23 protein-coding genes are annotated in these 26,399 nt (G+C 36.9%); all 23 read right to left on the bottom strand.

What is annotated here, in order from left to right; all coding sequences use genetic code 11:
• Window positions 1-117: 117 nt before the first annotated feature.
• The 23 genes from ACFQ32_RS01085 to ACFQ32_RS00975 all read right to left on the bottom strand — a co-directional run bounded on the left by ACFQ32_RS01085 (window position 118) and on the right by ACFQ32_RS00975 (window position 26,308).
• A complete protein-coding gene (locus ACFQ32_RS01085; RefSeq protein WP_167334242.1) occupies window positions 118-282 on the bottom strand; it encodes a hypothetical protein in 165 nt (54 codons plus the stop codon).
• A 62-nt stretch (window positions 283-344) separates the two neighbouring features.
• Window positions 345-1,487, bottom strand: a complete 1,143-nt coding sequence (gene dnaJ / locus ACFQ32_RS01080; protein WP_046324986.1) for a molecular chaperone DnaJ — start codon at window positions 1,485-1,487, stop codon at window positions 345-347.
• A gap of 80 nt (window positions 1,488-1,567) precedes the next feature.
• Entirely contained in the window at window positions 1,568-3,424 is a 1,857-nt protein-coding gene (gene dnaK / locus ACFQ32_RS01075) for a molecular chaperone DnaK (protein WP_046324987.1), read from the bottom strand.
• An 18-nt stretch (window positions 3,425-3,442) separates the two neighbouring features.
• Entirely contained in the window at window positions 3,443-4,036 is a 594-nt protein-coding gene (gene grpE / locus ACFQ32_RS01070) for a nucleotide exchange factor GrpE (protein ID WP_046324988.1), read from the bottom strand.
• A 12-nt stretch (window positions 4,037-4,048) separates the two neighbouring features.
• The gene (gene hrcA, locus ACFQ32_RS01065; RefSeq protein WP_046324989.1) at window positions 4,049-5,098 is read right to left on the bottom strand and encodes a heat-inducible transcriptional repressor HrcA; all 1,050 of its coding nucleotides are present in this window, start codon (window positions 5,096-5,098) and stop codon (window positions 4,049-4,051) included.
• Between the two features lie 135 nt (window positions 5,099-5,233).
• Window positions 5,234-6,166: a riboflavin biosynthesis protein RibF gene (gene ribF, locus ACFQ32_RS01060; protein ID WP_046324990.1), complete on the bottom strand. Its 933-nt coding sequence runs from the start codon at window positions 6,164-6,166 to the stop codon at window positions 5,234-5,236.
• 18 nt (window positions 6,167-6,184) lie between these two features.
• Complete coding sequence (gene truB / locus ACFQ32_RS01055) at window positions 6,185-7,078, bottom strand: tRNA pseudouridine(55) synthase TruB (protein WP_046324991.1); 894 nt, start codon at window positions 7,076-7,078, stop codon at window positions 6,185-6,187.
• Between the two features lie 46 nt (window positions 7,079-7,124).
• Window positions 7,125-7,487, bottom strand: a complete 363-nt coding sequence (locus tag ACFQ32_RS01050) for a ribosome-binding factor A (protein ID WP_046324992.1) — start codon at window positions 7,485-7,487, stop codon at window positions 7,125-7,127.
• Between the two features lie 17 nt (window positions 7,488-7,504).
• Entirely contained in the window at window positions 7,505-10,144 is a 2,640-nt protein-coding gene (gene infB, locus ACFQ32_RS01045) for a translation initiation factor IF-2 (protein ID WP_046324993.1), read from the bottom strand.
• A gap of 4 nt (window positions 10,145-10,148) precedes the next feature.
• Window positions 10,149-10,460, bottom strand: a complete 312-nt coding sequence (locus ACFQ32_RS01040; RefSeq protein WP_046324994.1) for a L7Ae/L30e/S12e/Gadd45 family ribosomal protein — start codon at window positions 10,458-10,460, stop codon at window positions 10,149-10,151.
• 2 nt (window positions 10,461-10,462) lie between these two features.
• Window positions 10,463-10,759, bottom strand: coding sequence for an RNase P modulator RnpM (gene rnpM, locus ACFQ32_RS01035; RefSeq protein WP_110446180.1), 297 nt, complete (start codon window positions 10,757-10,759; stop codon window positions 10,463-10,465).
• An 18-nt stretch (window positions 10,760-10,777) separates the two neighbouring features.
• A complete protein-coding gene (gene nusA / locus ACFQ32_RS01030) occupies window positions 10,778-12,034 on the bottom strand; it encodes a transcription termination factor NusA (RefSeq protein WP_046325226.1) in 1,257 nt (418 codons plus the stop codon).
• A 19-nt stretch (window positions 12,035-12,053) separates the two neighbouring features.
• A complete protein-coding gene (gene rimP / locus ACFQ32_RS01025) occupies window positions 12,054-12,527 on the bottom strand; it encodes a ribosome maturation factor RimP (RefSeq protein WP_046324995.1) in 474 nt (157 codons plus the stop codon).
• Between the two features lie 105 nt (window positions 12,528-12,632).
• The gene (locus tag ACFQ32_RS01020; protein WP_046324996.1) at window positions 12,633-16,940 is read right to left on the bottom strand and encodes a PolC-type DNA polymerase III; all 4,308 of its coding nucleotides are present in this window, start codon (window positions 16,938-16,940) and stop codon (window positions 12,633-12,635) included.
• A gap of 5 nt (window positions 16,941-16,945) precedes the next feature.
• On the bottom strand, window positions 16,946-18,646 hold the full coding sequence (locus tag ACFQ32_RS01015) for a proline--tRNA ligase (protein WP_046324997.1): 1,701 nt from the start codon (window positions 18,644-18,646) through the stop codon (window positions 16,946-16,948).
• A 37-nt stretch (window positions 18,647-18,683) separates the two neighbouring features.
• The gene (gene rseP / locus ACFQ32_RS01010; protein WP_046324998.1) at window positions 18,684-19,940 is read right to left on the bottom strand and encodes an RIP metalloprotease RseP; all 1,257 of its coding nucleotides are present in this window, start codon (window positions 19,938-19,940) and stop codon (window positions 18,684-18,686) included.
• A 10-nt stretch (window positions 19,941-19,950) separates the two neighbouring features.
• Complete coding sequence (locus ACFQ32_RS01005; protein ID WP_046324999.1) at window positions 19,951-20,748, bottom strand: phosphatidate cytidylyltransferase; 798 nt, start codon at window positions 20,746-20,748, stop codon at window positions 19,951-19,953.
• Between the two features lie 8 nt (window positions 20,749-20,756).
• Complete coding sequence (locus ACFQ32_RS01000) at window positions 20,757-21,491, bottom strand: isoprenyl transferase (RefSeq protein WP_046325000.1); 735 nt, start codon at window positions 21,489-21,491, stop codon at window positions 20,757-20,759.
• A 4-nt stretch (window positions 21,492-21,495) separates the two neighbouring features.
• A complete protein-coding gene (gene frr / locus ACFQ32_RS00995) occupies window positions 21,496-22,053 on the bottom strand; it encodes a ribosome recycling factor (RefSeq protein ID WP_046325001.1) in 558 nt (185 codons plus the stop codon).
• The gene (pyrH, locus tag ACFQ32_RS00990) at window positions 22,046-22,777 is read right to left on the bottom strand and encodes a UMP kinase (RefSeq protein WP_046325002.1); all 732 of its coding nucleotides are present in this window, start codon (window positions 22,775-22,777) and stop codon (window positions 22,046-22,048) included. Before pyrH ends, frr begins: the two co-directional genes overlap by 8 nt.
• A 163-nt stretch (window positions 22,778-22,940) precedes the next feature.
• The gene (locus tag ACFQ32_RS00985; RefSeq protein WP_046325003.1) at window positions 22,941-23,852 is read right to left on the bottom strand and encodes an ROK family protein; all 912 of its coding nucleotides are present in this window, start codon (window positions 23,850-23,852) and stop codon (window positions 22,941-22,943) included.
• A gap of 182 nt (window positions 23,853-24,034) precedes the next feature.
• Window positions 24,035-25,087: a carboxylesterase family protein gene (locus tag ACFQ32_RS00980; RefSeq protein WP_046325004.1), complete on the bottom strand. Its 1,053-nt coding sequence runs from the start codon at window positions 25,085-25,087 to the stop codon at window positions 24,035-24,037.
• Window positions 25,088-25,102: 15 nt separating this feature from the next.
• Window positions 25,103-26,308 carry an MFS transporter gene (locus ACFQ32_RS00975; RefSeq protein ID WP_046325005.1) on the bottom strand — a complete coding sequence of 402 codons (1,206 nt, stop codon included), beginning with the start codon at window positions 26,306-26,308 and terminating at the stop codon, window positions 25,103-25,105.
• Between the last annotated feature and the right edge of the window lie 91 nt (window positions 26,309-26,399).

Below are 26,399 nucleotides of genomic sequence, written 5' to 3'. Positions count from 1 at the left end.
ATCTTTATTATAGCAAATTCAACAGACTGTATAAAACTAAATAAGAAACATGACAAAATTAAAGAGCTAATTCCTTTATATTTTAGGAATCAGCTCTTGTTCAAATTGCCAAAAATGTTAATAATACTTGATTATACCGTGCTTATCAGGTTTTCCATTTTTTGCAAAAAGTTTCATATATTTATGAAATTCTTTTTTTGCCCATTGAGGTGCATCCGCCGATATAGTTATCCCGGTATCATTTTTATTCCAATATTTATAACCCTTAGGACATTCTAACATTGCAATTTTTCTTCTATTTTAATCAAAAAGATCTAATCAGTGAAGTTATGATAACGTAATTATCACTGCAATTTTTCTTTTAGCCTTTCAAAAAATCCTTTTTCTTGCGGCATTATTGACCCTCCACCTGCTTTGACAAAATCAACTAGAGCCTGTTTTTGCTTCTCATTAATTGATTTTGGAATTTGAACTTGAACGGTAGTAATCTGGTCACCATTACCGTTGCCACGCAAATACGGAACACCTTGTCCGTGGATGGTAAACTTCTTATTTGGTTGAGTACCTGCAGGAATTTTTAGCTTCTTTTCGCCGTGTACAGTTTTAACATTAATCTCATCGCCTAACGTTGCCTGGGCAAATGAAATTGGAACGGTCGTATAAATAGTTGTACCTTTACGCTCAAATTCCTTTGATGGTTTAATCCGATAATTGATGTACAAATCACCGTAAGGACCACCATTTTTACCAGCTTCGCCTTGACCTTCATAACGCAATTGCTGACCATTATCTATTCCAGCAGGAATATTAACTTCAATGGTATTCTTACCGTCAATTACGCCATTACCATGACAAGTTTGACATGGATGTTCAATAATTACACCTTTTCCATGGCATTTGTCACAAACAGCTTGCTGTCGTATCATACCTATCAGGGATTTTTGAGTAATAGTCATATAACCTGAGCCATTACATTTATCACAAATTATCGGATGTGTGCCTTTTTCAGCACCATTGCCCCCACAAGTTGGGCAGGTTTCACTCCTAGTATAGGAAACTTGTGTTTTCTTACCCGTAATTGCATCCATAAAATCAATAGACAACGTATAATCTAAGTCCTCACCGCGAGTTGGCGCCGTGGGATTTACATGTTGTTGATTGGCACCTGTGGCACCACCGAAGAAATCATTAAATATATCGCCAAAATCACCGAAGCCCCCAAAGTCACTGTATCCTTGACCAGCACCGCCAAAACCTCCTTGACCATTGACTCCAGCTGAACCAAATTGATCATATTGGGCTCTTTTTTGCTTGTCATGTAATACTTCATAGGCTTCGTTAACCTTTTTATATTTTTCCTCAGCACCAGGCTCATGGTTTAAATCGGGGTGATACTTCTTGGCAAGTTTGCGATAAGCAGAGGTAATTTCTTTGTCACTGGCATTGCGATCTACTCCCAGCACTTCATAATAATCTTCTTGTGCCATCTATAAGCTCCTTAACCTTACAAAAGAAAAGAACTACTTTTCCTGGCAGTTCTTTTCTAATTTATTCAATTATAAACCCTTTACTTATCTGGGTCTACCTTATGAAATTCACCTTCACCTGCAGAACCATTATTACCATCTTGTGAACCAGGATTTTGTGGTCCGGCTTGAGGTCCAGCTTGTCCTTGTGCACCTTGAGCTCCACCATTAGCTTGGTACAATTTGACTGCTAAGTCTTGTGCAACCTTGGATAATTCATCTTTCTTAGCTTTCATTTCATCCAAATTGTTGTCTTTTTGAGCTTTCTTTAAAGCATCAAGTGCATCTTGAACTTTCTTAGTATCATCATCAGAGACTTTGCCTTTGACATCTTTCAAGGTCTTTTCAGTGGAGAAGATTAATTGATCAACTTCATTACGTAAGTCGACTTCTTCTTTCTTCTTCTTATCCTCTTCCGCATGTTCTTCAGCTTCTTTTTGCATCTTCTTAATTTCTTCATCAGATAAGCCGGATGAACTCTTGATAGTAATCTTTTGTTCTTTACCAGTTCCCATATCCTTAGCAGAAACATTAACGATACCGTTCTTGTCAATATCAAAAGTAACTTGAATTTGTGGTACACCACGAGGGGCTGCAGGAATATCAGTTAATTCAAACCGTCCTAAAGTCTTATCATCGGCAGCCATTGGGCGTTCACCTTGCAAAACGTGCACGTCAACAGCTGGTTGATTATCAGCAGCAGTTGAGAAAATCTGGCTCTTTGAAGTTGGAATAGTTGTATTCTTTTCAATAAGTTTGGTAAATACACCACCCATTGTCTCAATACCAAGTGATAATGGGGTTACATCAAGTAAAACAACATCCTTAACGTCACCTGAAATGACACCACCTTGAATAGCAGCACCTAAAGCAACAGCTTCGTCTGGGTTAATTGAGTGATCAGGTTCTTTACCAGCCCACTTCTTAACTGCATCCTGTACAGCAGGAATTCGGGTAGAACCACCATTTAAAATGACTTTGTCAATGTCATTAACTGTTAAATCAGCGTCTTTTAAAGCATTATCAAATGGGATCTTAGTCTTTTCAACTAAGTCAGAAGTTAATTCATCGAATTTTGCCCGAGTTAAATCGGCTTCAAGGTGCAATGGGCCAGATTCACCTGCAGAGATAAATGGCAATGAAATATGGGTTGCTGAAACACCAGACAAATCTTTCTTCGCTTTTTCAGCAGCATCCTTTAATCTTTGCAAAGCCATCTTATCTTTTGAAAGGTCAACGCCATTTTCATCTTTAAAGTTCTTAATCAGCCAATCAATAATCTTATTATCAAAATCATCACCACCAAGGTGGGTATCACCATTAGTTGACAATACTTGAAAGACGCCATCACCTAACTGCAGTACGGAAACATCGAAAGTACCACCACCAAGGTCGTAAACTAAGACTTTTTCATCTTCTGCGTCCTTGTCCAAACCATATGCAAGTGAAGATGCAGTAGGTTCGTTAATGATTCGCTTAACATCAAGGCCAGCTATTTTACCAGCATCCTTGGTAGCTTGACGCTGAGCGTCATTAAAGTATGCAGGTACAGTAATAACAGCATCGGTTACTTTCTCGCCCAAATAATCTTCAGAGAATTTCTTGATATACTGCAAGATCATTGCTGAAATTTCCTGTGGTGTATAAGCTTTATCACCAATTTTGACCTTATAATCAGTTTCGCCCATGTGACGTTTAATAGAAGAAATAGTATTGGGATTGGTAATTGCTTGTCTTTTGGCAACTTCACCAACTTGGATTTCTCCATCTTTAAAGGCAACTACTGAAGGGGTAGTGCGATTTCCTTCTGGGTTAGTAATAATTTTGGGTTCTTTACCCTCCAAAACGGCAACTGCTGAGTTAGTAGTTCCGAGGTCAATTCCGATAACTTTTGACATTGATATGCTTCCTTTCAATTATTGTGCTACAACAACCATAGCCGGTCTTAAAGTACGATCCTTGTACAAGTATCCCTTTTGTAAAACTCGTACAACATGATCTTTTTGATCATCATTTTCAGCTGCAACGGTTTGAACAGCTTGGTGTAAATTGGGATCAAATTTGACACCTTCAGCTATAATTTCACTGATACCGTGATCTTTCATCGCTTTAACCAGTGAATCAAGTGTCATCTGGACACCTTTTTTAAGCTGTTTTGATGCTTCGTCATCGACTTTAGTAGCTAAAGCTCTTTCTAAATTATCCATCGCTGGCAAAACATCTTTAGCTAAGGATTGAGACTCATATTTGATAAGCTGCGCTCTTTCTTTATTGTAGCGATTTTGCATATTTTGCATCTCAGCTTGACTGCGCAAATACTTATCTTCCAGATCGTCTTTTTCTTTTTGCAATTGAGTCAAATTACGCTGCAATTTACTTTCCAAAGACTCTGGTTTCTTTTCTTCGTTAGCCTTAGTCTTAGAATTTTCTACTTCTGTCTTTGACTTTTTATGCTCATCTTTTTTTGGCTCTTTTTTTGAGTTTTTACTATTATTTTCTTCTTTACTCACGGCTAACCTCCTTTATTTGAATCTACCATAATAATCAAGTAATTTTTTAGATAGTTCGTTTCTGAAATACTCGAGTAATCCAATCACCTGAGAATACGGCATATTATCAGGGCCAAGTAAAGCAATTATGCCCTTTCCATGAGAGCCAACGCTGTACTCTGCCGTAAGCAGACTGTAATCCTTTAACAAATCATTTGATAATTCGGATCCTAAACTAACTCGAACCGGATACCTGTCGCTTTTCAAATTTTGCCTATTGTCCAAAATACTGGAAATCAAATCATTATGCTCAATCATTTCATAGAGCGATCTTAAGTTTGAAATATCGTCCAGAGAAATGTTGTTAAGCAGGTTAATCTGACCATCAACATAGGTTTGCTCACTGGCAGCATCGTTAATAACATCCTCGACCAAATTAATCAGTTCAGAGACATGAGCAACTTTAAGTTTATTGCCCAAAGTCTTTTTAAGATAGTCTGGAGTAACTTGATCTAAAGTTTTGCCCACCAGCTGATCGTTAATCATGCGCACAGCCTGTTCAATTTCATCACCATTAACATTATAAGGTAAAGTATAAACCTGGTCATGAACGTCACCGTCACTAGTTCCTAAGACAGCCATAATCTGTCTGTTAAACAATGGCACGATACGAAAACCAGTAATAGTTAATTCACTATTTTCAGGACCTTCCGCAAATGCTGTGTAATTGGTTAGATCCGATAAAATTTTGACAGCTGCCTGTACGATATCGTTAACCTGATGAAATGGTTGATCAAGCTGACTAATGATTCGCTTGTATACAGAAGATGAAATTTGTAAAGGTTCAACTAAATTGTCAAGATAGTAGCGGTAGCCTTCAGTTGAAGGCACGCGGCCACTAGACAAATGAGTTTTCTCAATCAAACCCTTATCTTCTAAAACAGCCATTTCGTTACGAATAGTAGCACTTGAAACCTTAATAGGCAGTTGATTCATAACAGTTTTGGACCCAACAGGATCATGTGTCTGCGTAAAATCATTGATAATTGTTTTTAAAATTAATTCTTGACGTTCGGTCAACATAAATATCGCCCTCACTTTTAGCACTCAATCTGATTAGGTGCTAACAATTTATATGATACTAGCTTTTAGCAGAATGTCAAGTTGAGTGCTAACTTTTTTCTTAAAAAACGTCAATCATTTTTTCAGTATCATTAATTAATTCATCGCAGCAAAATAATTTTTAATTTCAGCCTCGTCTTGACTCATTTGTTGTGTTAGCTCTTTTAAATTGGCAAATTTAATTTCACCACGGGTATACTTATACCATTTAATTACCATTTCCTCATCATAAGCTTCCTGATCAAAGCCAAATAAGTTTGACTCAATATAAAGCTTTTTCCCCTGATTGATAGTCACATTATAGCCTACACTTGTCATTGAGTCATACCACTTACCACAAATCTTGGTTTTAGTCGCATAAACGCCAATTTTAGGAACAGCCTTGTCTTCACTCCAAACCAAATTAGCTGTGGGAAAACCTAGTTTATGCCCATTGCGCAAACCGTGACCTACATAGCCTGACATAACATAGGGAAAGCCTAACAACTTAGCGGCTAATTCCATATTTCCGCTAGTAATCGCTTTTTTGATTTCCGTAGAACCAATTTTTTGACCATCATAAGACTGCTTAGGGACATTAATTATATTGAACCTTCCCTGAGCAAACTTAGGGAAATTTTTCATATTAGCCGTGTCTTTAGGGCCATATGTGTAGTCAAAGCCAGCAACTACAGTGTCAGCATGTAATTTTACTATAATATTATCAACAAATTCCTGTGCAGTTAGTTTACTAAAAGCTTCATTAAAGTGCATCACCAACAAATAGTCAACTTTAAGTTTCTGCATCTTGTATGCTTTTTCTGGAAGAGTATCAATGTATGTAACTTTTTTATTTTGATAAACTTCTTTTGGATGACGATCAAACGTCATTACTACTAGTGGTAAATGTCTTTGCTTTGCTTTTTCTTTTGCGATTTTGATTAATTCTTGATGTCCGCGATGAACCCCATCGAAGAAACCTAAAGCAAGAATTATATTTTGGGGAATTATGTTTTCCTTAAAAGGGTATGTTAAATGGATAATTTCCATAATAAGACCTTCATTCACCTATTCATTTTGTAAAAGCATTAAATAAGGGCGATAAATGGTACCATCTTTGCGATAGATTGCCTTAACTTTATTATTGTAACTTAATGCCACCTTTTTTGCATTCGTTTTCAAAGAAATAGCTGCACCATTTTTAACTTTAGACCATAATTTATCATCAAGATCCATTTGCACGTAATTTCTAAAAAAAGAATCAATTGGTTGAATAATTTGATCAATTAATTTAGGATCTTCGGTAATTTCAGAAAGTTTTACAGACTGACTAATATCAAAACCTGAACTAGATGTGCGGCGCAAACTTTTCATTACTGCTGGTATTTTCAGTTGGGTACCTAAATCATTTATTAAAGAACGAACGTAGGTTCCTTTACTACATTCAATTTCAAAGTCAAACATTTCTTGACCTTTTTCTTTATCAAAGATAGGTTCATTTACAAGATTATAAGCAAAAATTTTAACTTGCCTTTTAGGTCGTTCTACCTCAATGCCAGCTCGTGCATATTCATATAAATGCCTACCGTTAACCCTCACAGCAGAATAGATCGGCGGCACCTGTTCAATTTGTCCCACAAATTCTTGCATTGCATCTTTTATCTCAGTTGATTTGACTTTATTCGTGATCTTTTTGCTAGCTGTTATTTTGCCGCTAATATCGCAACTATCAGTGGCAAAACCAAGTATTCCCTGGCCGATATATCTTTTATTTTGAGTATGCATTAACTCAATTAGTTTAGTAGCCTGTCCTATTGCGATTGGTAAAACACCTGTAACATCAGGATCAAGAGTACCAGCATGACCTATTTTCTTAATGTGCAAGACTTTGCGTAATTGATAGACAACATCAGCACTCGTCATGCCTTTTTCTTTGTCTATCACCAATATACCATTTAACATTTTTCCCGTACCTTAACCATGAAAAAAGCGCCTAACAGCGCTTTTATTAATTATTTCGATTTTCATCCTGCTTTTTAACTTCAGCAATTAACCGATCAATTTTGCTACCGTATTTAACTGAATTATCTCGTTTAAATATTAATTCAGGAACTTTGTAGACAGTTAAGACTTGACCCAACAAATGCCGCATCATGCCCTTTGCCTTATTTAAACCAGCTGCAGCCTCTTCTTCCTTTTTAGCATCTTCTGAAAGAATACTGTAGTAAACAGTAGCATACGAGAGATCATTAGTGCATTCAACTGCTGTAATAGTAACGTCATTAACACGTGGATCACGAATATTTTTGCGCAAAATTTTCGTTAATTCACGGAGGATTTCTCCTTCAACACGACCAATTCTGTGTTTCATGCTTTCCTCCCTGTTAATTACTCAGGTTTGACTTCTTGCTTTTCAACGGCTTCCATCTCATCACCAATTTTGATATCATTGTAGCCCTCAATTGTTAAACCACAGTCAAACCCTTGTTTAACCATTTTAGCATCATCTTTAAATCTTTTAAGTGAAGCCACTTTTCCAGTATATATTACAACACCGTCACGAATCAAATTGATTTCAGAATCTTTTGAAACATAACCAGAATCGACAAAGGCACCAGCAATTGTTCCTACCTTGGAAACCTTCCAAGTTTCCCGTACTGTCAAATTGCCCACAACCTTATCTTCATAAGTTGGTTCAAGCATACCCTTCATGGCTGCTTTAACATCGTCAATAGCCTTGTATATGATGCTATACAGACGAATATCTACACCATCTGTTTCAGCTTGTGACTTTGCGGTAGCTGTTGGACGAACATTAAAGCCAATTATGAAGGCATTCGAAGCGCCAGCCAAGGTAACATCTGATTCATTTACAGCACCAACTCCAGCATGAATGATGTTTACACGCACACCTTCAACTTCTATCTTTTCAAGTGACTGCTGTAAAGCCTCTACAGAACCTTGAACATCCGCTTTTAAGACAACATCTACTTCCTTCATGTTTTCTTTTTTCATTGTGTCAAACAGGTTATCAAGAGTAACATGTTGAACATTTTCACGAGATTGTTGCAAAGCTTGTTGCGCTCTTTGTTCACCAACACTTCTAGCCGTCTTTTCATCATCGAACACTACTATTTTATCAGCAGATTCTGGAACATCATTTAATCCGGTAATTTCTACTGGCATTGATGGAGTAGCCTTTTCGACTTGACGACCGCGGTCATTAGTCATAACACGAACTCTACCAAAGCGGTTCCCAACTACAATTGGATCGCCAACTTTTAGTGTTCCTTGTTGAACCAAAAGGTCGGCAACAGGACCACGTCCACGAGAAAGTCTGGCTTCAATAACAGTACCAATTGCTTTTTGCGTTGGGTCTGCTTTCAATTCCATCACATCCGCTTGCAAAAGGATCATTTGCAAAAGTTCATCAACATTTTCACCAGTTTTAGCAGAAATGTTAACAAATATTGTGTCACCACCGTAATTTTCCGGAATTAAATTGTACTTCATTAACTGCTCAGTAACATGCTCAGGGTTTGCTCCCGGAACATCCATCTTGTTAATGGCAACAATAATTGGAACTTTAGCACTCTTAGCATGATCAATTGCTTCAACAGTTTGAGGCATTACACCGTCATCTGCAGCAACAACCAAGACAACAATATCGGTAATTTCTGCTCCACGTTCACGCATATTTGAGAATGCGGCATGTCCTGGTGTATCCAAGAAAGTAATTGGCTGATTATCAACTCTTACCTGATAAGCACCAATTTTTTGCGTAATTCCTCCAGCTTCATGAGCCGAAACATGCGTATGACGTAAACGATCAAGCAGTGTTGTCTTACCATGGTCAACGTGTCCCATAATAGTAACTACTGGTGGGCGTTTAATTAAATGCTTAGATTTCAGAGAAGCTTTCATTCTCTTGTCATAAAGATTATCAATGTCAGATATATCCTCATGCACCTTTTCTTGAGCATTAATATTATATTCAGCCGCTACTAACTCTATTGCATCTTTATCAAGGGATTGATTTTGATTAGTCATGACACCCAGCATAAATAATTTTTTGACTATTTCAGCTGGCTCTCTGTGCAAAATTTTTCCTAAGTCTTGAGCATTCATACCCACTTCGTAAACCAGAGTATCTGGTAATGGCCGCTCTTTTCTTTGCGTTGGCTGCTTTTTAGGTACTTGTTCAAACTGCTTCTTCTTATTTTTACGCTTACGCTTTTCTTGGTGTTTCGAATAATTATTTGCACCATAGGTTTGATTTTTACCTTTTCTGCCTGGCTTGCCAGAGTTACGACCATGACCGTTGCCACGACGTTTTTCTTCTTTTTCGGGTTCAGGAGCAGCAGTATCTAAAATTTTAGGCTGGCGAACAGGCGTAGACTTTTGATTATTCTTAAACCTGGCTGGTGAAGGTTTAAGAATTTTAGGTCCAGTCACTTTAGGAGCAGTAGTTTCAGTTTTAACTACTTTATTTTCATTCTTAGAAACAGGTTTATTAGTTTCAGCAGACGTTGGTTTAGTTTTAGTCTGATTTTCCTTATAAGACTTTTGTGCTCTTTCTGTTTGCCGATTTAATTTTTTCTCTTCCACTCGTTGTTTTTGCTTTAATTGCTTTAATAAATCTTGGGCTACTGGTTTAGAAGTTTTTTGACTCAAATTGGAATGTTGTCTAGTGCGATCTTGACTTTGTCTAGATCTATTATTTGACTTGTGAAAGTTATTGTTTTTTCTATTACTTTTACCATTCTTAGTTTCATCATGCTTTTTTTCATTTTTACGAATTGAAGTAACAGAAATTTTGATTTTACTGCTCTTTTTCGCTGGTCTTTCTTGCTTTTTGGCGGGAGCGGAGCTACTGCGGAAACTACCCTTTATTTGCTCTACTTGTGTATCTTCAAGTGATGACATATGATTTTTAACATCAAACCCCAGGTCCTTTGCTTTATTGACCACAGTTTTATTATCGATGCCTAATTCTTTCGCCAATTCATAAATTCTTGTTTTAGTCATCAAATCACACTCCTTCTTTGATTTTTTGTAACAATGCTTTGCCAAAACCAGTATCAGTAATTCCCAAAACTTTACGCTTTTTACCAATAGCTTGGGAAATTTCACTACTATTAAATTCTGTAATCACAGATACGTTATTTTGTTTTCCAATCTTGGTAATCTTTGCGGTGGTATCCGTCTGTGCGTCTTGAGCTAAAATAATCAGCTTAACTTTTTTAGCCTTTACGCTTATTGACACAATTTCAAATCCTGAAACCAGTTTACCTGCCTTTTGGCTTAGTCCTATTAAATTTAATGCTTTTTGTCTATTTTGCAAACCTATTTATCACCAAACAATTCTTTTCTTGCCTTTTGATGGTCAACATATGAATAAAGCTCTTGGTAAAACTCTTCAGGCACTTTTGTTCCTAAGCTGCGCTCAATCAATCCCTTTTTCTGAGCGTTTTTGATCTGACTTGGATCAAGTGAGACATATGCTCCTCTACCAGGTTTCTTTCCAGTAGGATCAACTGCGATATTTTTTTCTTTGTCTACCACAATTCTGACCAATTCTTTTTTGGGCTGCATAGTATTAGTTAACAAGTCTTTTCGCATTGGAATCTTTCTTTTTTTCAAAAAGTTTCACCCCTTGCATTACTCTTCAGTAGTATCTATCGTTTCACCGTTAGTAGCTTCAGCTTGAAGTCCATCTTCTGTTTTGGTCTCATCAGATGAAGTTTCTGCTTCAGGTTCTTCTTCTGCAGCAGAATCTTCTGTTATATCACTTGCAGAACTTGCATCACCTGCTACTAAATTGTCAGACTCAGCTTCTTTATTTTCCTTTTCAGCTTGATCACTGCTTTCATCAACAAATTCTACTTCTGATTCTGGTCTGATATCTATTTTATAACCGGTTAACCGTGCAGCCAAACGAACATTTTGGCCCTTTTTCCCAATTGCCAGTGATAATTGGTAATCAGGAACTATTACTAAAGCACTTTTTTCATCGTCTTCATCGCCAAATTGCACGGCAATAACTTCTGCAGGATTCAAAGCATTAGCTATATAATCTGATGGATCTTCTTCGTATTTAACTACATCTATATTTTCACCGTCAAGTTCGTTGACCACATTTTGCACTCTGGCACCTCTTTGACCAACGCAAGTACCAACCGGATCAATGTTAGGATCATTCGATTTCACGGCAATCTTGGTTCTGTCTCCTGCTTCACGTGCAATTGAAACAACTTCTACAGTTCCATCGTAAATTTCAGGTACTTCCTGTTCAAATAACCTTTTTACCATATCAGGGGCAGTGCGTGAAACCGTAATTTGGGCTCCCTTAGAATCCGAGCCAACGTGAGTCACTAAAACGCGAATCTGATCTTGTGGATTATAAGTTTCACCTGGCATTTGATCATTGCGAGGCATTACTGCTTCAACATTACCAATTTTAACATAAACAAAGCGATTATCACGTCTTTCAACTGTGCCAGTTATCAATTCATCTTCATATTGAGAATATTCATCAATAATATGGTTTCTTTCAGCTTCGCGTAAATGTTGCATAATAACCTGTTTAGCAGTTTGAGCAGCAATACGACCAAAGTTCTTGGGAGCAACCTCAAAACGAATTTTATCACCAAGTTCATATGCCCGGTTAATTGTCAAAGCATTTTTTAAACTGATTTCTAGGCGTTCATCATGAACTTCCTCAACGACAGTTTTTTCAGTCATTAATTTGAAGTCCCCTCTGCGTTCGTCGAATTCAACTATGACATTTGTTGCTTGGTTATAATTCTTTTTATATGCTGCAACTAATGCCGCTTTTATTGCTTCAACAATTACATCTTGTTTTATACCTTTAGTTTTTTCCAAAGTAGCAAACGCTTCAAGCATTTCTTTAGACATAATTTCTAAATCAACCTTTCTAAAACTCAATTGCAAAACGAATATTTGCAATTAATTTACGGGGAAGTGATAAAACCCTTTTCCTTGTTTTTACTCTTATTTCAAGTTTGATTTCGTTATCATCATAAGATTTTAAAGTTCCCTCATATTCCTTTTCGCCTTCAACTTTTTGATAAAGGTTAACATGTACATAGTCATTTAAAGCCTTTTGCCAGTCAGAAGCATTTTTTAATGGTCTCTCGATACCAGGTGAAGAAACTTCTAAAATATATGGATCAGGAAATGGATCAGGTTGCAACTGATCAAGTTTCGTAGATAATAGTTCACTTAACCCCGCAATTTCATCCATATCAATACCATTTTCACGGTCAACGTATATTCTTAAATAATTCTGACCTTTTTCTTTAACATATTCCATATCGACAAACTCATCGTTTCGTTCAGCAATAATTGGTTTGATCTCTTCGATAACAGAATCTTTAACTTTCGCCAAGTACTTTCCTCCGTAATAAAAAGAGTGAGCAAATTTGCCCACTCCGAATCATTTATTCGAACTTCTTTAGGAAGTATAACACATTTATATTAATACTGCAAAATTTTAAAAGAGTGAGAGTTGATTTTGGTCTGGCATACCTGCTAAGACTTCGTTATCCTCCAAATAATCCATGATCGATTGCGATACTTTGCCCCGATTAGCCAAATCTTCTTTGGATAAAAACTCTTGCTCAGTTCTAGCAGCCACAATCTGTTTAGCTGCATTGTTTCCTAATCCAGGAACAGCATTGAACGGTGCTAAAATAGTATGCTTATCTATTATTTTAAAATTGGTCGCTTCTGACCTATTTATATCGACCATTTTAATTTTAATTCCACGTTCTAAACATTCATTAGCAATTTCAAGAACAGTTAACAAACTCTTGTCCTTTGCCGATGCATCGTTTCCCTGATTCTGAATATCGGCCATTGCCTTTTTGACCGTATTTTTACCATGACTCATAGCGACCAAGTCAAATAAGTCGGCACGGACTGAAAAATAAGCGGTATAGTAAATTTCAGGATAATAAACCTTGAACCAGGCAATTCTAAGAGCCATTAGGATATAAGCGGTAGCATGGGCCTTAGGAAACATATACTTAATTTTGAGACACGACGGAATATACCAGTCAGGTATCTTATCGTTTTTCTTTAAAACAGCCATGTCTTCATCACTAATTCCGCGGCCATGACGCACAGATTCCATTGTAGAAAAGGCTACTTCAGGTTTAACACCCCAGTGGATCAGGTCCATCATGATATTGTCACGACAGCCAATAACATCTTTTAACTTACACGTACCATTATTAACCAATTCCTCGGCATTTCCTAGCCAAACGTCAGTACCATGTGACAAACCTGAAATTTGCAACAGCTCAGAAAAAGTAGTTGGCTTGGTTTCTTCAAGCATCCCTCTAACAAATTTAGTACCAAATTCCGGTACCCCTAGGGTACCTGTTTCTGATTGAATTTGATCAGGGGTCACACCTAATATTTTAGGACTTGAAAATAGTGACATCACTCCGGGATCATCAGGTGGGATTGTTAACGGATCAACGCCTGAAAGATCCTGCAACATCCTAATCATCGTTGGATCATCATGGCCTAAAATATCAAATTTCAAGATATTATCATGAATGGAATGAAAGTCAAAATGCGTCGTTAACCAGGCAGCATTAACATCATCTGCTGGGTATTGTACCGGAGTAAAGTCATAAATATCCATATCATCGGGAACCACAACAATTCCTGCCGGGTGCTGACCTGTTGTCCTTTTAACGCCGCTGACTCCAGCTGCAAGACGATCTAGTTCTGCTCCGCGCAAATTCAATTCTTTTTCTTCATCATAATGCTTAGCATAACCATAGGCTGTTTTATCTGCCACTGTGGCAATTGTACCGGCACGGTATGAATTATCAGGTCCAAACATTACCCGAATAAAGTTATGAGCCACTGGTTGATAGTCACCAGAGAAATTCAAATCAATATCTGGAACTTTGTCACCATGGAATCCTAAAAATGTTGCAAATGGAATATCCTGTCCGTCTTTAACTAACTCTGCCCCACAGTTGGGACACTTTTTATCAGGCAAGTCATAGCCTGAACCAAATTCACCATTTTCAAAGAACTCCGAGTATTTACATTTTGGACAACGATAGTGCGGTGGCAGAGGATTGACTTCAGTGATTCCTGACATTGTAGCAACAAGGCTGGAGCCCACAGAGCCCCGAGAGCCAACTAAGTAGCCGTCTTTATTAGATTTAGCCACCAATCTTTGTGAAATCAAGTAAATAACTGCATAACCATTTGAAATGATCGAGTTGAGTTCCATGTCAAGTCTGTCTTGAACTATCTTAGGTAACGGATCTCCATAAAGTTCATGAGCCTTGTCATAAGTCAAACGTTTCATTTCTTCATCTGCATTATCAATGTGAGGAGGATAAAGTCCATCTTTAATAGGTGAAATTTCTTCAATTGATTCAGCTATTTTATTAGGGTTGGTTATGACTATTTCCTTAGCAACATCTTCACCTAAAAAGCTAAATGCGTCCAGCATTTCCTGAGTGGTGTAAAAGTGCATATCAGGCTGCTTTTTGTTTCTATCAGGATTGCTGCGTTGTGCCGAAATTAAAATTGTACGGTAAATAGCATCATGTTCCTCAATGTAATGCGCGTCACCAGTAGCTACCACTGGTTTATTCAATTCCTTACCCAATTTATAAATGTTAGTCAGAATTTCTTCAAGTTCGGCTTCATCGGCAATCAAATGATCTTCAATCATAATGGAATAATTTGCGGGAGGTTGAATTTCGAGATAATCATAAAAGCGGGCTTTTTTACGGGCCTCATCATATCCCTTCTGCATCATTGCGACAAAAACATCGCCCTCAGAACAACCTGAACCGTATAACAAACCTTCATGATTTTTCACCAAATCAGACTTTGGCGTTCTTGGTATCCGATAAAAATCTTTTGTACTTGCGATTGAAACCAACCTGTACATGTTTTTAAGACCCGTCTGATTTTTAGCTAAGATAGTCATGTGTTGTGGTCGTGCTCTCTTAAACACTTGACCTTGAGCAGCATATTCGTTCATCTTACCTAAATCATCTTCATGATACTTTTTGGTAAAAGCTTCCAGAAGCTTAAACATTAAATAGCCCGTAGCCTCAGCGTCCTGATTAGCTCGATGATGATGCTCTAAGACTACATTATATTTTTTAGCCAGTGAATCAAGCGTATGTCTTGATTGTTCTGGGTGAAGCAAGCGCGATACTTCAAGTGTATCCACTACCGGTTGAGTTATTTCGCTGAGGTCTGCCCGTCTTAATGCAGCATTAACAAATCCAACGTCAAATTGCACATTATGACCGCAAAGTGGTCGATCGCCATAAAAATCTTGAAATTGCTTAATTACTACAGCTTCGTCATCAGCAGCCCCAACCATTTCATCAGTAATTGAAGTTAAGTTAATTGTCTGTTCGCTTAATGGATGGTGGGGATTAATAAATTTATCGAATCTTTCTAGAACTTCACCATTTTTCATCTTAACGGCGCCAATTTCAATAATAGTATCGTAAACAGAAGAAAGACCAGTTGTTTCAACGTCAAAAATGACAAATTCACGATCTTTATAAGTCATTGATGCAGGATTAAGAACAAGCAGAGCATGATCATCAATCATATTAGCTTCAAGACCATAAATAATTTTGACGCCATTCTTTTTACCAGCATTATATGCTTCTGGAAAGGCTTGAACATCGGCATGGTCTGTAATGGCGATTGCTTTTTGACCAAACTTTTTGGCGGCTTTGACAAAGTCTGTTGCCGTATTGGTTGCATCAAGCTGACTCATATTGGTGTGCAGATGTAATTCTACTCTTTTTTCTTCGCCTTGATACTTTTCCGTTCGACCGACATGCTCAATAATTTCCAAAGCGGAAATGTTAAAAACTGTATCATGACTCCACTGGTCCTGAGAAGCTGATCCCTGCATTTTTGCCCAGATTCCAGGTTTTATGTCTTTCATACTTTGAATTTGATCTTTATCAGAAACAAATTTCTTAAATGAGATAGAATCAGTATAGTCTGTTATTTCACCAGTAAATATAATTGAACCGGTTTTTAATTCTCTGCTGGAAATATTAAAAATATTTCCCTCTATTACAACATTTCTGCTGCCATCGATAACATCTTTAATTTGTGTTATAGGCAGATTTTCATCAAGCTTACGGTTGCCATAACGACTTTTTTTAGTAGGATAACTTGGAGTTTTGACTTTTTCTTGTGTTGGAGCAGCATCATATTCTTCCTGCATATTTTGCTCATGCTGCTGCTGCAATTCTTGCAGACTGGCTAAATTATTGAGAGAATTTTCATCATCGATTTCAGTTACAAACTTTAAATTAAAGAAACCGTAATTCCTCATTTCTTCAGCTAGCTCATCAAGCATCTTTTGTTCAAGCAGCCCATCAACAACCAAATTATCTACGGGAATAATCCAGCGTCCATCTTCCTTTTTAGGTTTATGGCTGGAAATAAATTCTCGAGCCACCGGCTGCAAAGCCTGAGAATTCTGGACAGCATAGTGCCAATAATCGGTTAAGTAGTCATCCGCTCCATCCAGAGAACGAATATACAAGCGAGTATTTACAAAAGAAGAAAAATTAGCGGTTATTGCCTTATTTAGTGCATCAAAAGTTGTAAATTTTAACGGTGTAGTAAAAAGAACGTGGATATCCCACCTGTGTTCTCTAGCGTAAACATCCACGTTCTCAATTTCGCCTTTTTGCAACAATTTATTATCTGCAAATTCTTGCGGAAACTTTATTTGCTGCAATAACCTTAAAAATAGTTTATTTTTATCAGTCACGAAAATTATCCTAACTCTTTATTAACAAAATCATCTAATTCAGACAGTGTCATTTCAGTAGCTTTTTCGTCAGCAGGTCTTTTGACTTCGACTACACCTTCAGCTGCTTTTTTACCGACTGTTACCCTGACCGGAGCGCCAAGTAAGTCAGCATCCGCAAACTTCACACCAGCACGCTCATTACGATCATCATATAATACATCATACTTAGCACTATATTTTTCTTCAAGTTTTTGAGCCAGAGCAGATTGATCATTATCTTTCATTTTCATTTGAACGATATGAAGACTAAATGGTGCGATTTCTTTGGGCCAGGCTACACCATTTTTGGTTAAATGTTGTTCAATGACCGCAGATAATACTCTAGTAACACCAATGCCGTATGAACCCATTATAACGGGCTGGTCTTTACCATTCTGATCTAAAAAGTCTGCACCCATAGTTTTGGTATAATATGTTCCCAGTTTAAAAATATGACCAACTTCAATAGAAGTAGTGAATTTTAAAGGGAGATGATCAACCGGATCCGGTTCACCTTCATTGGCTACCCTAATATCTCCAAACTTGTCTGGATTAATATCACGCTTTAAATTCACATTTTTAAATTGAAAACCAGTTTTATTAGCACCAACAACAACATTATACAAGTTTTTTACCGTGTTATCTGCAACAACTTGATCTGCCCAGTCAGCATTAATTGGTCCGACGCTACCCTTAGTGACACCAGTTATCTGTTCTAGTTCATCATCTGTAGCTACTCTAAGTGAATTTACATCTAACAGGTGCTTTAATTTTACTTCGTTGATCTGTTTGTCGCCACGAATTAAAACCAATACCTTTGCTTTTTCATCAGCAAGGTAAAGGATACTTTTAACTATCCGTGTAGCTGGCACTTGCAGGAATTGAACAAGATCAGAAATAGTTTCTTTACCTGGAGTAGCAACTTCTTCAACTTGCTTTAATTGTTCTTCTTCTGGCTTGAAAGTATCGACACTTGAAGCCATTTCTAAGTTAGCTGAGTATGTTCCTGTTTCATTAGTGGCAATAGTATCTTCACCAATTGCTGCAGGAGCTTGGAATTCTGTCGAATTTTTGCCACCCATAGTACCAGAATCAGCAATTACTGGGGTAACCTTTAAACCACACCGATGATAAGCGGCCGTAAAAGCTTTCTTTTCATCCTCAAACTGCTGATCAAGTTGCTCTTTGGTAGCAGCAAAGCTATAGGCATCAAGCATTATAAATTCACGAGACCTTAATAAACCAAAACGAGGTCTGTTTTCGTCCCTAAACTTTGATTGAATTTGGAAAAGAGCGATTGGCATTTGTTTATAGCTCTTTAAATCTTTAGCGACAATATCAGTAAAAGTTTCCTCATGAGTCGGTCCCAGTAAACTTTGGCGACCATGTCTGTCCTTTAATTTAAACATTTCAGGCCCATATTTTTGCCATCTACCCGATTCTTCCCATAGAGTCGCAGGCAAAAGATCTGGCATTGCCATTTCCGGCACGTTGATTTTTGCCATTTCTTCGCGCATTATTTTCTCGGCTTTACTTAAGACGCGATATCCTAAGGGCAAATAGGCATAAACTCCAGCTGTTACTTGGCGAACATATCCACCTCGCAACATTAATTTATGACTTTCAGCAACAGCATCAGCTGGTGCCTCTTTTAAAGTCGGCATAAATAATTTAGATTGACGCATTAATTCTCTCTCCCAAATTGTTTTTTATTTAATTTTTTTATTTAATAAAGTACCGGTAGATATCATTGCCCGTTACAGCAATAATTAAAACTAACAGTAAACCGAAACCGATTAATTCCACTATAGCTTCATGATTTTCAGAAATTGGTTTACCACGAATGATTTCAATAATGTTTAATAAAAATTTACCACCATCTAAGCCAGGAATTGGTATTAGGTTAACAATACCTAGGTTAATAGAAATCATTGCCAAAAAAGCTAAAATATAGGTGAAGCCCATTTTAGAAACCTGTGAAGTCTGTGAATAAATCCCAACTGGGCCGGAAAGTTTATTTAAGCTGAAGTGACGGAATAAACCACCAACTGCATTAAAAATCATCCCCGTAGTGGAAACGGCTGTATCCCAGCCCCGCTTAAACTTAGCATTAAAACTATCATCGCTTTTGGCTCTAATTCCAATCTGATAAACTTTTTGCCCCTGCACCTTAACGACTTGTGGTTGAACACTTATCACTTTTTGGTGATTATTTTTGACCACCGCAATATTAGTTTTTTCGCCTTTGCTTTGATAAATTTCTTCAGATATTTGTTCAAAAGAGGTTATTTTATGACCATTAACAGCCGTTATTTTTGAACCAGGCTCAAGTTTTGCAAGCGCAGCCGGCGAATTTGGTGCCACTTCTGCTACTTCTGTAGTAGCTGGTCCAGGAACGGTAAAGGTCCAAATCAAAAAAACAACAAAACCCAGAATAATATTCATCAAAGGGCCAGCAATGTTAGTAGCTAATTTTTGCCAGACATTTGCTTCTTGAAACTGCGTGTCACGGGGAGCAATAATCAGTTCAGTATTTGATTGATCAATGATAGTGGCATCATGATTAACATGATATGTTACTAGTTTTTCTTCTTCGCCGTTTTCATACCCTGAAATAAAGAGTTTATCAACTAGATCAAACTTAGTGATCTGCAATGGAATTCCTTCAAGCGGGACATCCGACTCAGAAGCATCAATCCTGACTACTTCATTTTGCTGATTAAGTTGTAAAACTACTCTCATACCAGGAGCTAACGTAGTTTCATCATCTTTACTTGCCAAACGCACATAGCCACCTAAAGGCAGCCATCTAATGGTATAAGTAGTAGGATTGCGTCGTACTTGGAAAAGTTTAGGTCCCATCCCAATTGAAAATTCACGCACTAAAATGCCGCATTTTTTAGCAACAATAAAATGCCCAAACTCATGGACAAAAACCAATATTCCAAATACAACTAAAAAGATTAGTATACCTTTCACAAGAATTCTCCTAGTGCATGATTCCCATTAGAGCAGCAAATACAGGCAAAACAAAGAGCATACTGTCAAAACGATCTAAAATACCGCCATGACCAGGTAGTATTTTGCCAGAATCCTTAACCCCGTAATATCTCTTATAAGCTGATTCAACTAGGTCGCCCATTTGGCCAACAATTGATAGCACAAAGGCAAAAATAATCATTTCAACTTGAGAATGATTTAAGTTGACAAAATAAACATAAATTGCCGCACAAATCACTGCACAAATTGTGCCTCCAATTGATCCTTCCCATGTTTTATTGGGACTTATCACAGGCCATAACTTATGTTTACCAATTTTTCGGCCAATCATATATGCACCTGTGTCAGTAAGCCATACAACGACAAAAACGTAGCAAAGAAGTGCAAGACCATTACTTGCATTTCTGACGCTTGCCATATAATGAAAGCCTGTGCCGACATATAATGAGCCTAAAGTATAAACGGCTACATCGTCAAAAGTGGTTTTATTTTTAGTTAAAACAGTCCAGGTAAGCATTAGCATGATAAGGGCAAAATAAATACCATATTTCGTCCAGTGAAATGGCATTGACTGGATAAAATTATCTGGTACAGCCCAAGTGATTGTAGCCAGTAACGCCAATAAAAAATTGACTGAAACCAGAATTTGCTTTTTCATTAAAAAGAATTCACTAATACCAACGGCTGCAAAGATGACGGTGAGCCATTCCATCCAGAGCCCACCCATAATTACAATAGGAATAAATAAAATTAAAGCAATTACTGCTGTGATTATACGTTGTTTCATATAAATACCTAACTATCCGATTCATCAAGTTTGCCGAAACGACGATGACGATTCTGAAAATCATTAACAAATTTTTCTAAATCAGTTTTAGTAAAATCTGGCCAATTTTTCTCACTAAAAGCAAGTTCTGAATAAGCTAACTGCCAAAGCATAAAATTAGAAATCCTTTGTTCACCAGATGTTCTAATTAATAAATCAGGATCGCTATATTCGCCAAAACTCGCAGTCATCAATCTGTGGGAAATCATTTTCTCATCAATTTCTTCGCTTGTTATCGCATTTGTTTCAACGAGCGTGGCAAGTTCTTTTACTGCAGTCGTAATCTCTCTTCTAGAGCCATAATTGAAAGCAAAGTTCAAAATTAAGCCGCTATTTGTGGCGGTTTCCGCCATTGCTCTTTGGACGACATCATAAGTCTTAGGCGGCAGCTCATCCAAGTAGCCCATAATATTCACTTTGACATTTTCCTTCATCAGTGTAGGCATAAATTTATCAAAAAAACGCACTGGCAAGTTCATCAGATATGCTACTTCCTCCTTAGGTCTGGCCCAATTTTCTGTAGAAAATGCATATAGTGATAAGACTTTGATACCAAGCTGATCTGCTGCCAAAGTTATTCTTTCGACATTATTCATGCCTTCGTAATGGCCTGCAATTCGTGGTTTCCCTTGCCTAGTTGCCCAACGACCATTACCATCCATTATAATAGCTAAATGGTTTAATTGATTTTTTTTACTTGCCATTTAATTAGCCTTGTGTAATTTCCTTACGCTTTTCTTCCGCAATTTTGTCGATTCTTTTAGTAGCATCATCCGTAACTTTCTGCACTTTCTTTTCCAAATTGCGTTGTTCGTCTTCCGTGATTTCATCGTCTTTCTGTTGTTTTTTCAGACTGTTCATAGCATCACGACGAACATTCCTAATGGCAATCTTACTCTCTTCAGCCATCTTGTTGACTTCTTTGGCAATTTCTTGTCGTCTTTCACCAGTAAGTTGCGGAATCACTAAACGGATCACCTTACCATCATTTGCAGGTGTTAAGCCCAAGTTTGAAGCCAAAAGAGCATGTTCAATATTATCAAGACTGCTTTTGTCATAGGGCGTGATTAATAATACTCGCGGCTCCGGAATAGTGACACTGGACATTTGCGTTAGTGGTGTCGGGGCACCATAATAATCAACTTTTACACCTTCAAGTAAAGCTGCATTAGCAACACCAGCACGAATAGAGCCCAAGTTTTTTTCAAAAACGGTAATTGATTTATTCATATTATCTTGTGCTTTTTTAATAGCATCATTATTCATTATTTTCTCCTCCGATTACTGTTCCAATATTTTCACCTAAAACCACTTTTTTAATATTACCTTCAGTATTAACGTTGAATACAATAAGAGGGATGTTCGTGTCCATTGAAAGTGAACTTGCCGTTCTGTCCATGACTTTTAAGTTTTTAGAAATAAGATCTAACTGAGAAAGTGCACTATATTTTTTGGCATTGGGATCAACTTTCGGATCAGCAGAGTAAACTCCGTCAACTCCATTTTTAGCCATCAGAATGACATCCGCGCCTATTTCAGCGGCTCTTAGTGCAGCAGTGGTATCAGTCGAAAAGTAAGGATTACCAGTGCCACCACCCATAATTACTACTCGCCCTTTTTCTAAATGACGAATTGCTTTTCTTCTAATATATGGTTCTGCTATTTGTCTCATTTCAATCGATGTTTGTAATCTAGTAGGTACGCCTACATGTTCCAAGCCATCTTGAAGAGCTAAACCATTCATTATAGTAGCAAGCATACCCATATAATCAGCTTGTGAACGCTCCATTCCTAGTTTTGCACCAGTTTCACCTCGCCACATGTTACCGCCACCAACGACAATACCAATATCAACACCGAGATCATGAACTGATTTGATTTCTTTTGCTAAATGACTAATGACCGTGGGATTTATTCCAGTTCCTTCAGCACCAGCAAGAGCTTCACCAGAAATTTTTAAAACTATACGCTTATACTTAACTTTAGTCATGACAGCCTCCTCTATTAACTTTAGTTATTCTACCATATAAAAAGCGCAAATGTGGACTTAGAAATAAAAGAGAGGGATTTCTTAAAAAAATTCTTTGAACTAAAAATTAACGGGAAAAGCAAAAAATCTCAAAGTTATCTACTTCGAGATTTTCAAAATATAATTAATATTTATTTTCCCTATTAATTTGCAGCAATAAATTATAAAGTGACCCATACAAATTTGAATCGTTCCTAAAATGAGCAGAAACAATGGCAGGCTTAGTTAAAGTATTTCCTATAATAGGGTTCTTTTCCTGTACCAATTTGTCATATTCTTTGTTAATACCACTTATTAAAATTGGTTGGGCACTGATACCACCACCAATAGCAATTTTTTCAACATCTACTACGGTTTGGATATTGAGAATTAAACCAGCTATTGTAAGACAATAGTTCTGAAAGATATTTACCGCGTCAGGTGACTTCTCCTTAATTGCCTCAAAAGCATGAAGTCCATCATTTTCTTTAGGATAATTAAGTTTGTGGTTTATCTTTTTAATAAAATTGACGGCAGAGCCAATGTTACCCAAAGAGCCCTGCATATTATCTGGGTGAGACAAATCATTAATCATAAAACTTAATTCACCAGCCTGATAATGTGTTCCTCTTAATAAGTGACCATCAATAATTATACCACCGCCAACTCCTGTTCCCAAAGTAATAGCGGCACAATTTTGTTCACCTTTTAGACTCCCCAACCAGTTTTCAGCTAGAACACTGGCTTTACCATCATTAATAACAGCAACCGCTATGTGATACTTTTTACCATATATTTCGGCAAAGTCAATGCCATCTAAAAATGGTAAGGCCCCGCCAAATCTTATTTTAGTATTTTCAATTTTACCAGGAGCACAAAAGCCGATGCCCTTGATATCTGAAATATAGCGGTTAACAATCTGGTCAATATTTTCTAAAAACTTTGCTTTATCTTGATCAGTAGCAATTTTATCTTTTTCAATTATATTTCCAGCAGAATCTAATTTAGCAAATTTAATTTCAGTTCCACCAATATCAATGCTCAAATAATTTTTCATAAATCTCTTCCATATAATGACAAAATCAATAAAACCGTTTGGCTTTAAAGCTAGCACAATCCAGCACTCAAAATTTTACACCAAAACAGTTTTAAATTTGAAATATAATTTATTACTTGGTGTTTAAATTTTATTTCAACAAGTTGTTCATTATAGCAAAATTTACAATTTTAGAACAGCTTTTATTTATGCTGCTTAAAAAGCCATGGTAAAAGCTCAGGATTATTATATGCATATGCCCAGCTAGCATGTGGATTTGGTCTCACTTTTCCTTTAGGGAAAATTGTCACCTTCAGTTTCTTTCCCCCAGCGTTTTTAATTGCCTCCTCAGCTTTTTTAGTGCCTAAAACCCCTACTACCGGATCATCTTCAGCATGAAAAGCCCAGATCGGTAGTTGCGCCAAGGACTGTCCTTCTTCACTCGTAGCCAACATATATCTGCCCTTTCCTTGTTCTCCATAACCTTTTTTGCCATCTTCATAGACATAACCTGAACAAGGAACGAGTGCTGCAAACAAATCAGGATAATTAGCTCCCAAAAACCAGGTAGTAGAGGCACCATTTGAAAGTCCTGTTAGATAAATTCGTTTTGAATCAATATTATATTCTTTTGTTATCTGTTTCAATAATTGAAACAGAGCAGCGCGAAATTCTTTTCTAAACCAACCATTTAATGTCGGTGCCCAGGTAGCTTGGGGAACCAAAATTACAGCATTCTCTTTTTCCTTAGCATATCTATATAAGGTCTTGGGGACATCATTTCCTAAAAGTGGCATACCATTATAAAAGCCGCGTTCACCTGAACCATGTAAAAATAATACCAAAGGCCTGGGAACATTTTTATTACCAGAAGCATAAATTGAATAGCTCAACTGTACTTTATCGGTTTGTATGATTTTTTCTGCAAAATCTTTTAAGAAGGGATCTTTGCGGTATTCTGCTGCAATATGTGGTAAATGATTTTTAACTTGAACAAGAATATTAGGCAATGATACATTATTAATAAATTTCTCGGCATCAAAGCTTAAAACTGACAATTCACTCATTTCTTCAAAGTAATAAATTAAGCTATTTGATTTTTCTTCAACGTTTCTAATATTAATTTCTTTATTATTTACCGTAAAAGAAACGTCCTTTTTTAGTTTTTTTAAATCAGTATCAGACTTGAGCATAGCACTAGTGACAAAAGTGCCATTATCTGTAACTTCTTCTTGGTAAATTATATTAATATTCATTTTGTGATACCTGCCTTAATTTCTTTTTGCTAACTTATTGCGCAAAACTGCTAGTATTATAAAAACTATTCCCACGAACACCAGGTACCACATTCCTATTTTAATAATAGCAATTGGGCCGGAAACACCTAAAATGGATGCTGTCAGCGCCATTGTATATGGGGAAAGGAATGCTCCCCCATTATTAAATACCTTAGCAAGAGAGAGGAAAAAGTCTTTCGAAGTTGCGGGCACATCTTCCATTACTGCGCCATAAATGTAAGGAAAAATGATATTAGTGGCCGAAATAATCATCATTGAAATGGTAAATACCAGCATGTTAGGCGAATGTATGATGCCCCAATAACCGATAATACCTAAGACCATTGCAAATACAGGAGTATAATGTTTCAGCACTTTATAAATTTTGCCGTAAAAAGCGGTAAAAACAGCTCCCACAAGACCAGCCAAAGCTAAAGAGGTGGAAAAGAATTCCTGATGATTCAAATTTAATTGCTGGATTACTAGTGGCGCATCAGTTTGTTGTGGCATAATGGCATTGAAATAAACAAAAGACATCAAAATAGCTATTAAAGCCAAAACTGGTACATTTGTGGTCTTTTTTTCAGCTTTAGCATTTTTGAAAATTTCTTTTTGTTCGGCTTGTATTCGGTTTTCAGTACTTTGTGTATATCCCAAGGCAAAAAGAATAATAATTGGGATAAAAAGCAAATAAACTAAGTATGCCGCATGCCAATTTATTCCCAGTAATAGTCCAGCAACAAAAACTGCTAGGCTTTGGCCAAATGTTTGAATGGCCGACTGGTATCCCAGAAGTGTCCTTTGTTCATCTCCTGCCCAAATATCACCTATTAAACTCGCAGTTGAGGTGGAATAAAGTCCATTACCCATTCCGAGAACAAATCTCGATACCTGAATTACATGAAAATTATTTATAAAAAATGGTAAGGTTCCACCAATTAAACCTAAAAATAGCCCCAGCAAAACGGTTTTGCGCTTACCTAAATATTTAATAAAAATAGATGACAACAGCACAAAAATTACCATTCCGATTGATGGTATAGTCAGTAAAGCCTTCACATTTGCTGATCCTTCACCTGAAAACTGCTTTTCCATCATTGGCATAGTACCAGAAACTGCACTGGCAGCTGTCAATAAGGTTGAAATAGCTAAAATACCTATTTTTAAAAGCGGCTTATTTTTATCAATTTTAATAGTCATAGCTCCTCCTTAATATGTAATCGCTTGCATTAACTACACACTAAGTATAGGGAAAATGTGCTTTACAAAGTTAAAAAATTAACTTATAATA

The organism is Lactobacillus melliventris, from assembly GCF_042679465.1.
Taxonomy (GTDB): Bacteria; Bacillota; Bacilli; order Lactobacillales; family Lactobacillaceae; genus Lactobacillus; species Lactobacillus melliventris.
Note: the sequence above shows the minus strand (reverse complement) of the source record. Positions and strands in the feature narration are given on the sequence as shown.

Bases quoted from the DNA above. Each gene is read 5' to 3' on its own strand.
- ACFQ32_RS01015 (WP_046324997.1), bottom strand. From the start codon at position 18,646: ATGCGTCAATCTAAATTATTTATGCCGACTTTAAAAGAGGCACCAGCT.
- dnaJ (WP_046324986.1), bottom strand. From the start codon at position 1,487: ATGGCACAAGAAGATTATTATGAAGTGCTGGGAGTAGATCGCAATGCC.
- truB (WP_046324991.1), bottom strand. From the start codon at position 7,078: ATGTTAAATGGTATATTGGTGATAGACAAAGAAAAAGGCATGACGAGT.
- frr (WP_046325001.1), bottom strand. From the start codon at position 22,053: ATGAATAATGATGCTATTAAAAAAGCACAAGATAATATGAATAAATCA.
- infB (WP_046324993.1), bottom strand. From the start codon at position 10,144: ATGACTAAAACAAGAATTTATGAATTGGCGAAAGAATTAGGCATCGAT.
- ribF (WP_046324990.1), bottom strand. From the start codon at position 6,166: ATGGAAATTATCCATTTAACATACCCTTTTAAGGAAAACATAATTCCC.
- ACFQ32_RS01000 (WP_046325000.1), bottom strand. From the start codon at position 21,491: ATGGCAAGTAAAAAAAATCAATTAAACCATTTAGCTATTATAATGGAT.
- ACFQ32_RS00985 (WP_046325003.1), bottom strand. From the start codon at position 23,852: ATGAAAAATTATTTGAGCATTGATATTGGTGGAACTGAAATTAAATTT.
- hrcA (WP_046324989.1), bottom strand. From the start codon at position 5,098: ATGTTGACCGAACGTCAAGAATTAATTTTAAAAACAATTATCAATGAT.
- ACFQ32_RS00980 (WP_046325004.1), bottom strand. From the start codon at position 25,087: ATGAATATTAATATAATTTACCAAGAAGAAGTTACAGATAATGGCACT.
- ACFQ32_RS01050 (WP_046324992.1), bottom strand. From the start codon at position 7,487: ATGAAACACAGAATTGGTCGTGTTGAAGGAGAAATCCTCCGTGAATTA.
- nusA (WP_046325226.1), bottom strand. From the start codon at position 12,034: ATGTCTAAAGAAATGCTTGAAGCGTTTGCTACTTTGGAAAAAACTAAA.
- ACFQ32_RS01085 (WP_167334242.1), bottom strand. From the start codon at position 282: ATGTTAGAATGTCCTAAGGGTTATAAATATTGGAATAAAAATGATACC.
- ACFQ32_RS00975 (WP_046325005.1), bottom strand. From the start codon at position 26,308: ATGACTATTAAAATTGATAAAAATAAGCCGCTTTTAAAAATAGGTATT.
- ACFQ32_RS01005 (WP_046324999.1), bottom strand. From the start codon at position 20,748: ATGAAACAACGTATAATCACAGCAGTAATTGCTTTAATTTTATTTATT.
- dnaK (WP_046324987.1), bottom strand. From the start codon at position 3,424: ATGTCAAAAGTTATCGGAATTGACCTCGGAACTACTAACTCAGCAGTT.
- pyrH (WP_046325002.1), bottom strand. From the start codon at position 22,777: ATGACTAAAGTTAAGTATAAGCGTATAGTTTTAAAAATTTCTGGTGAA.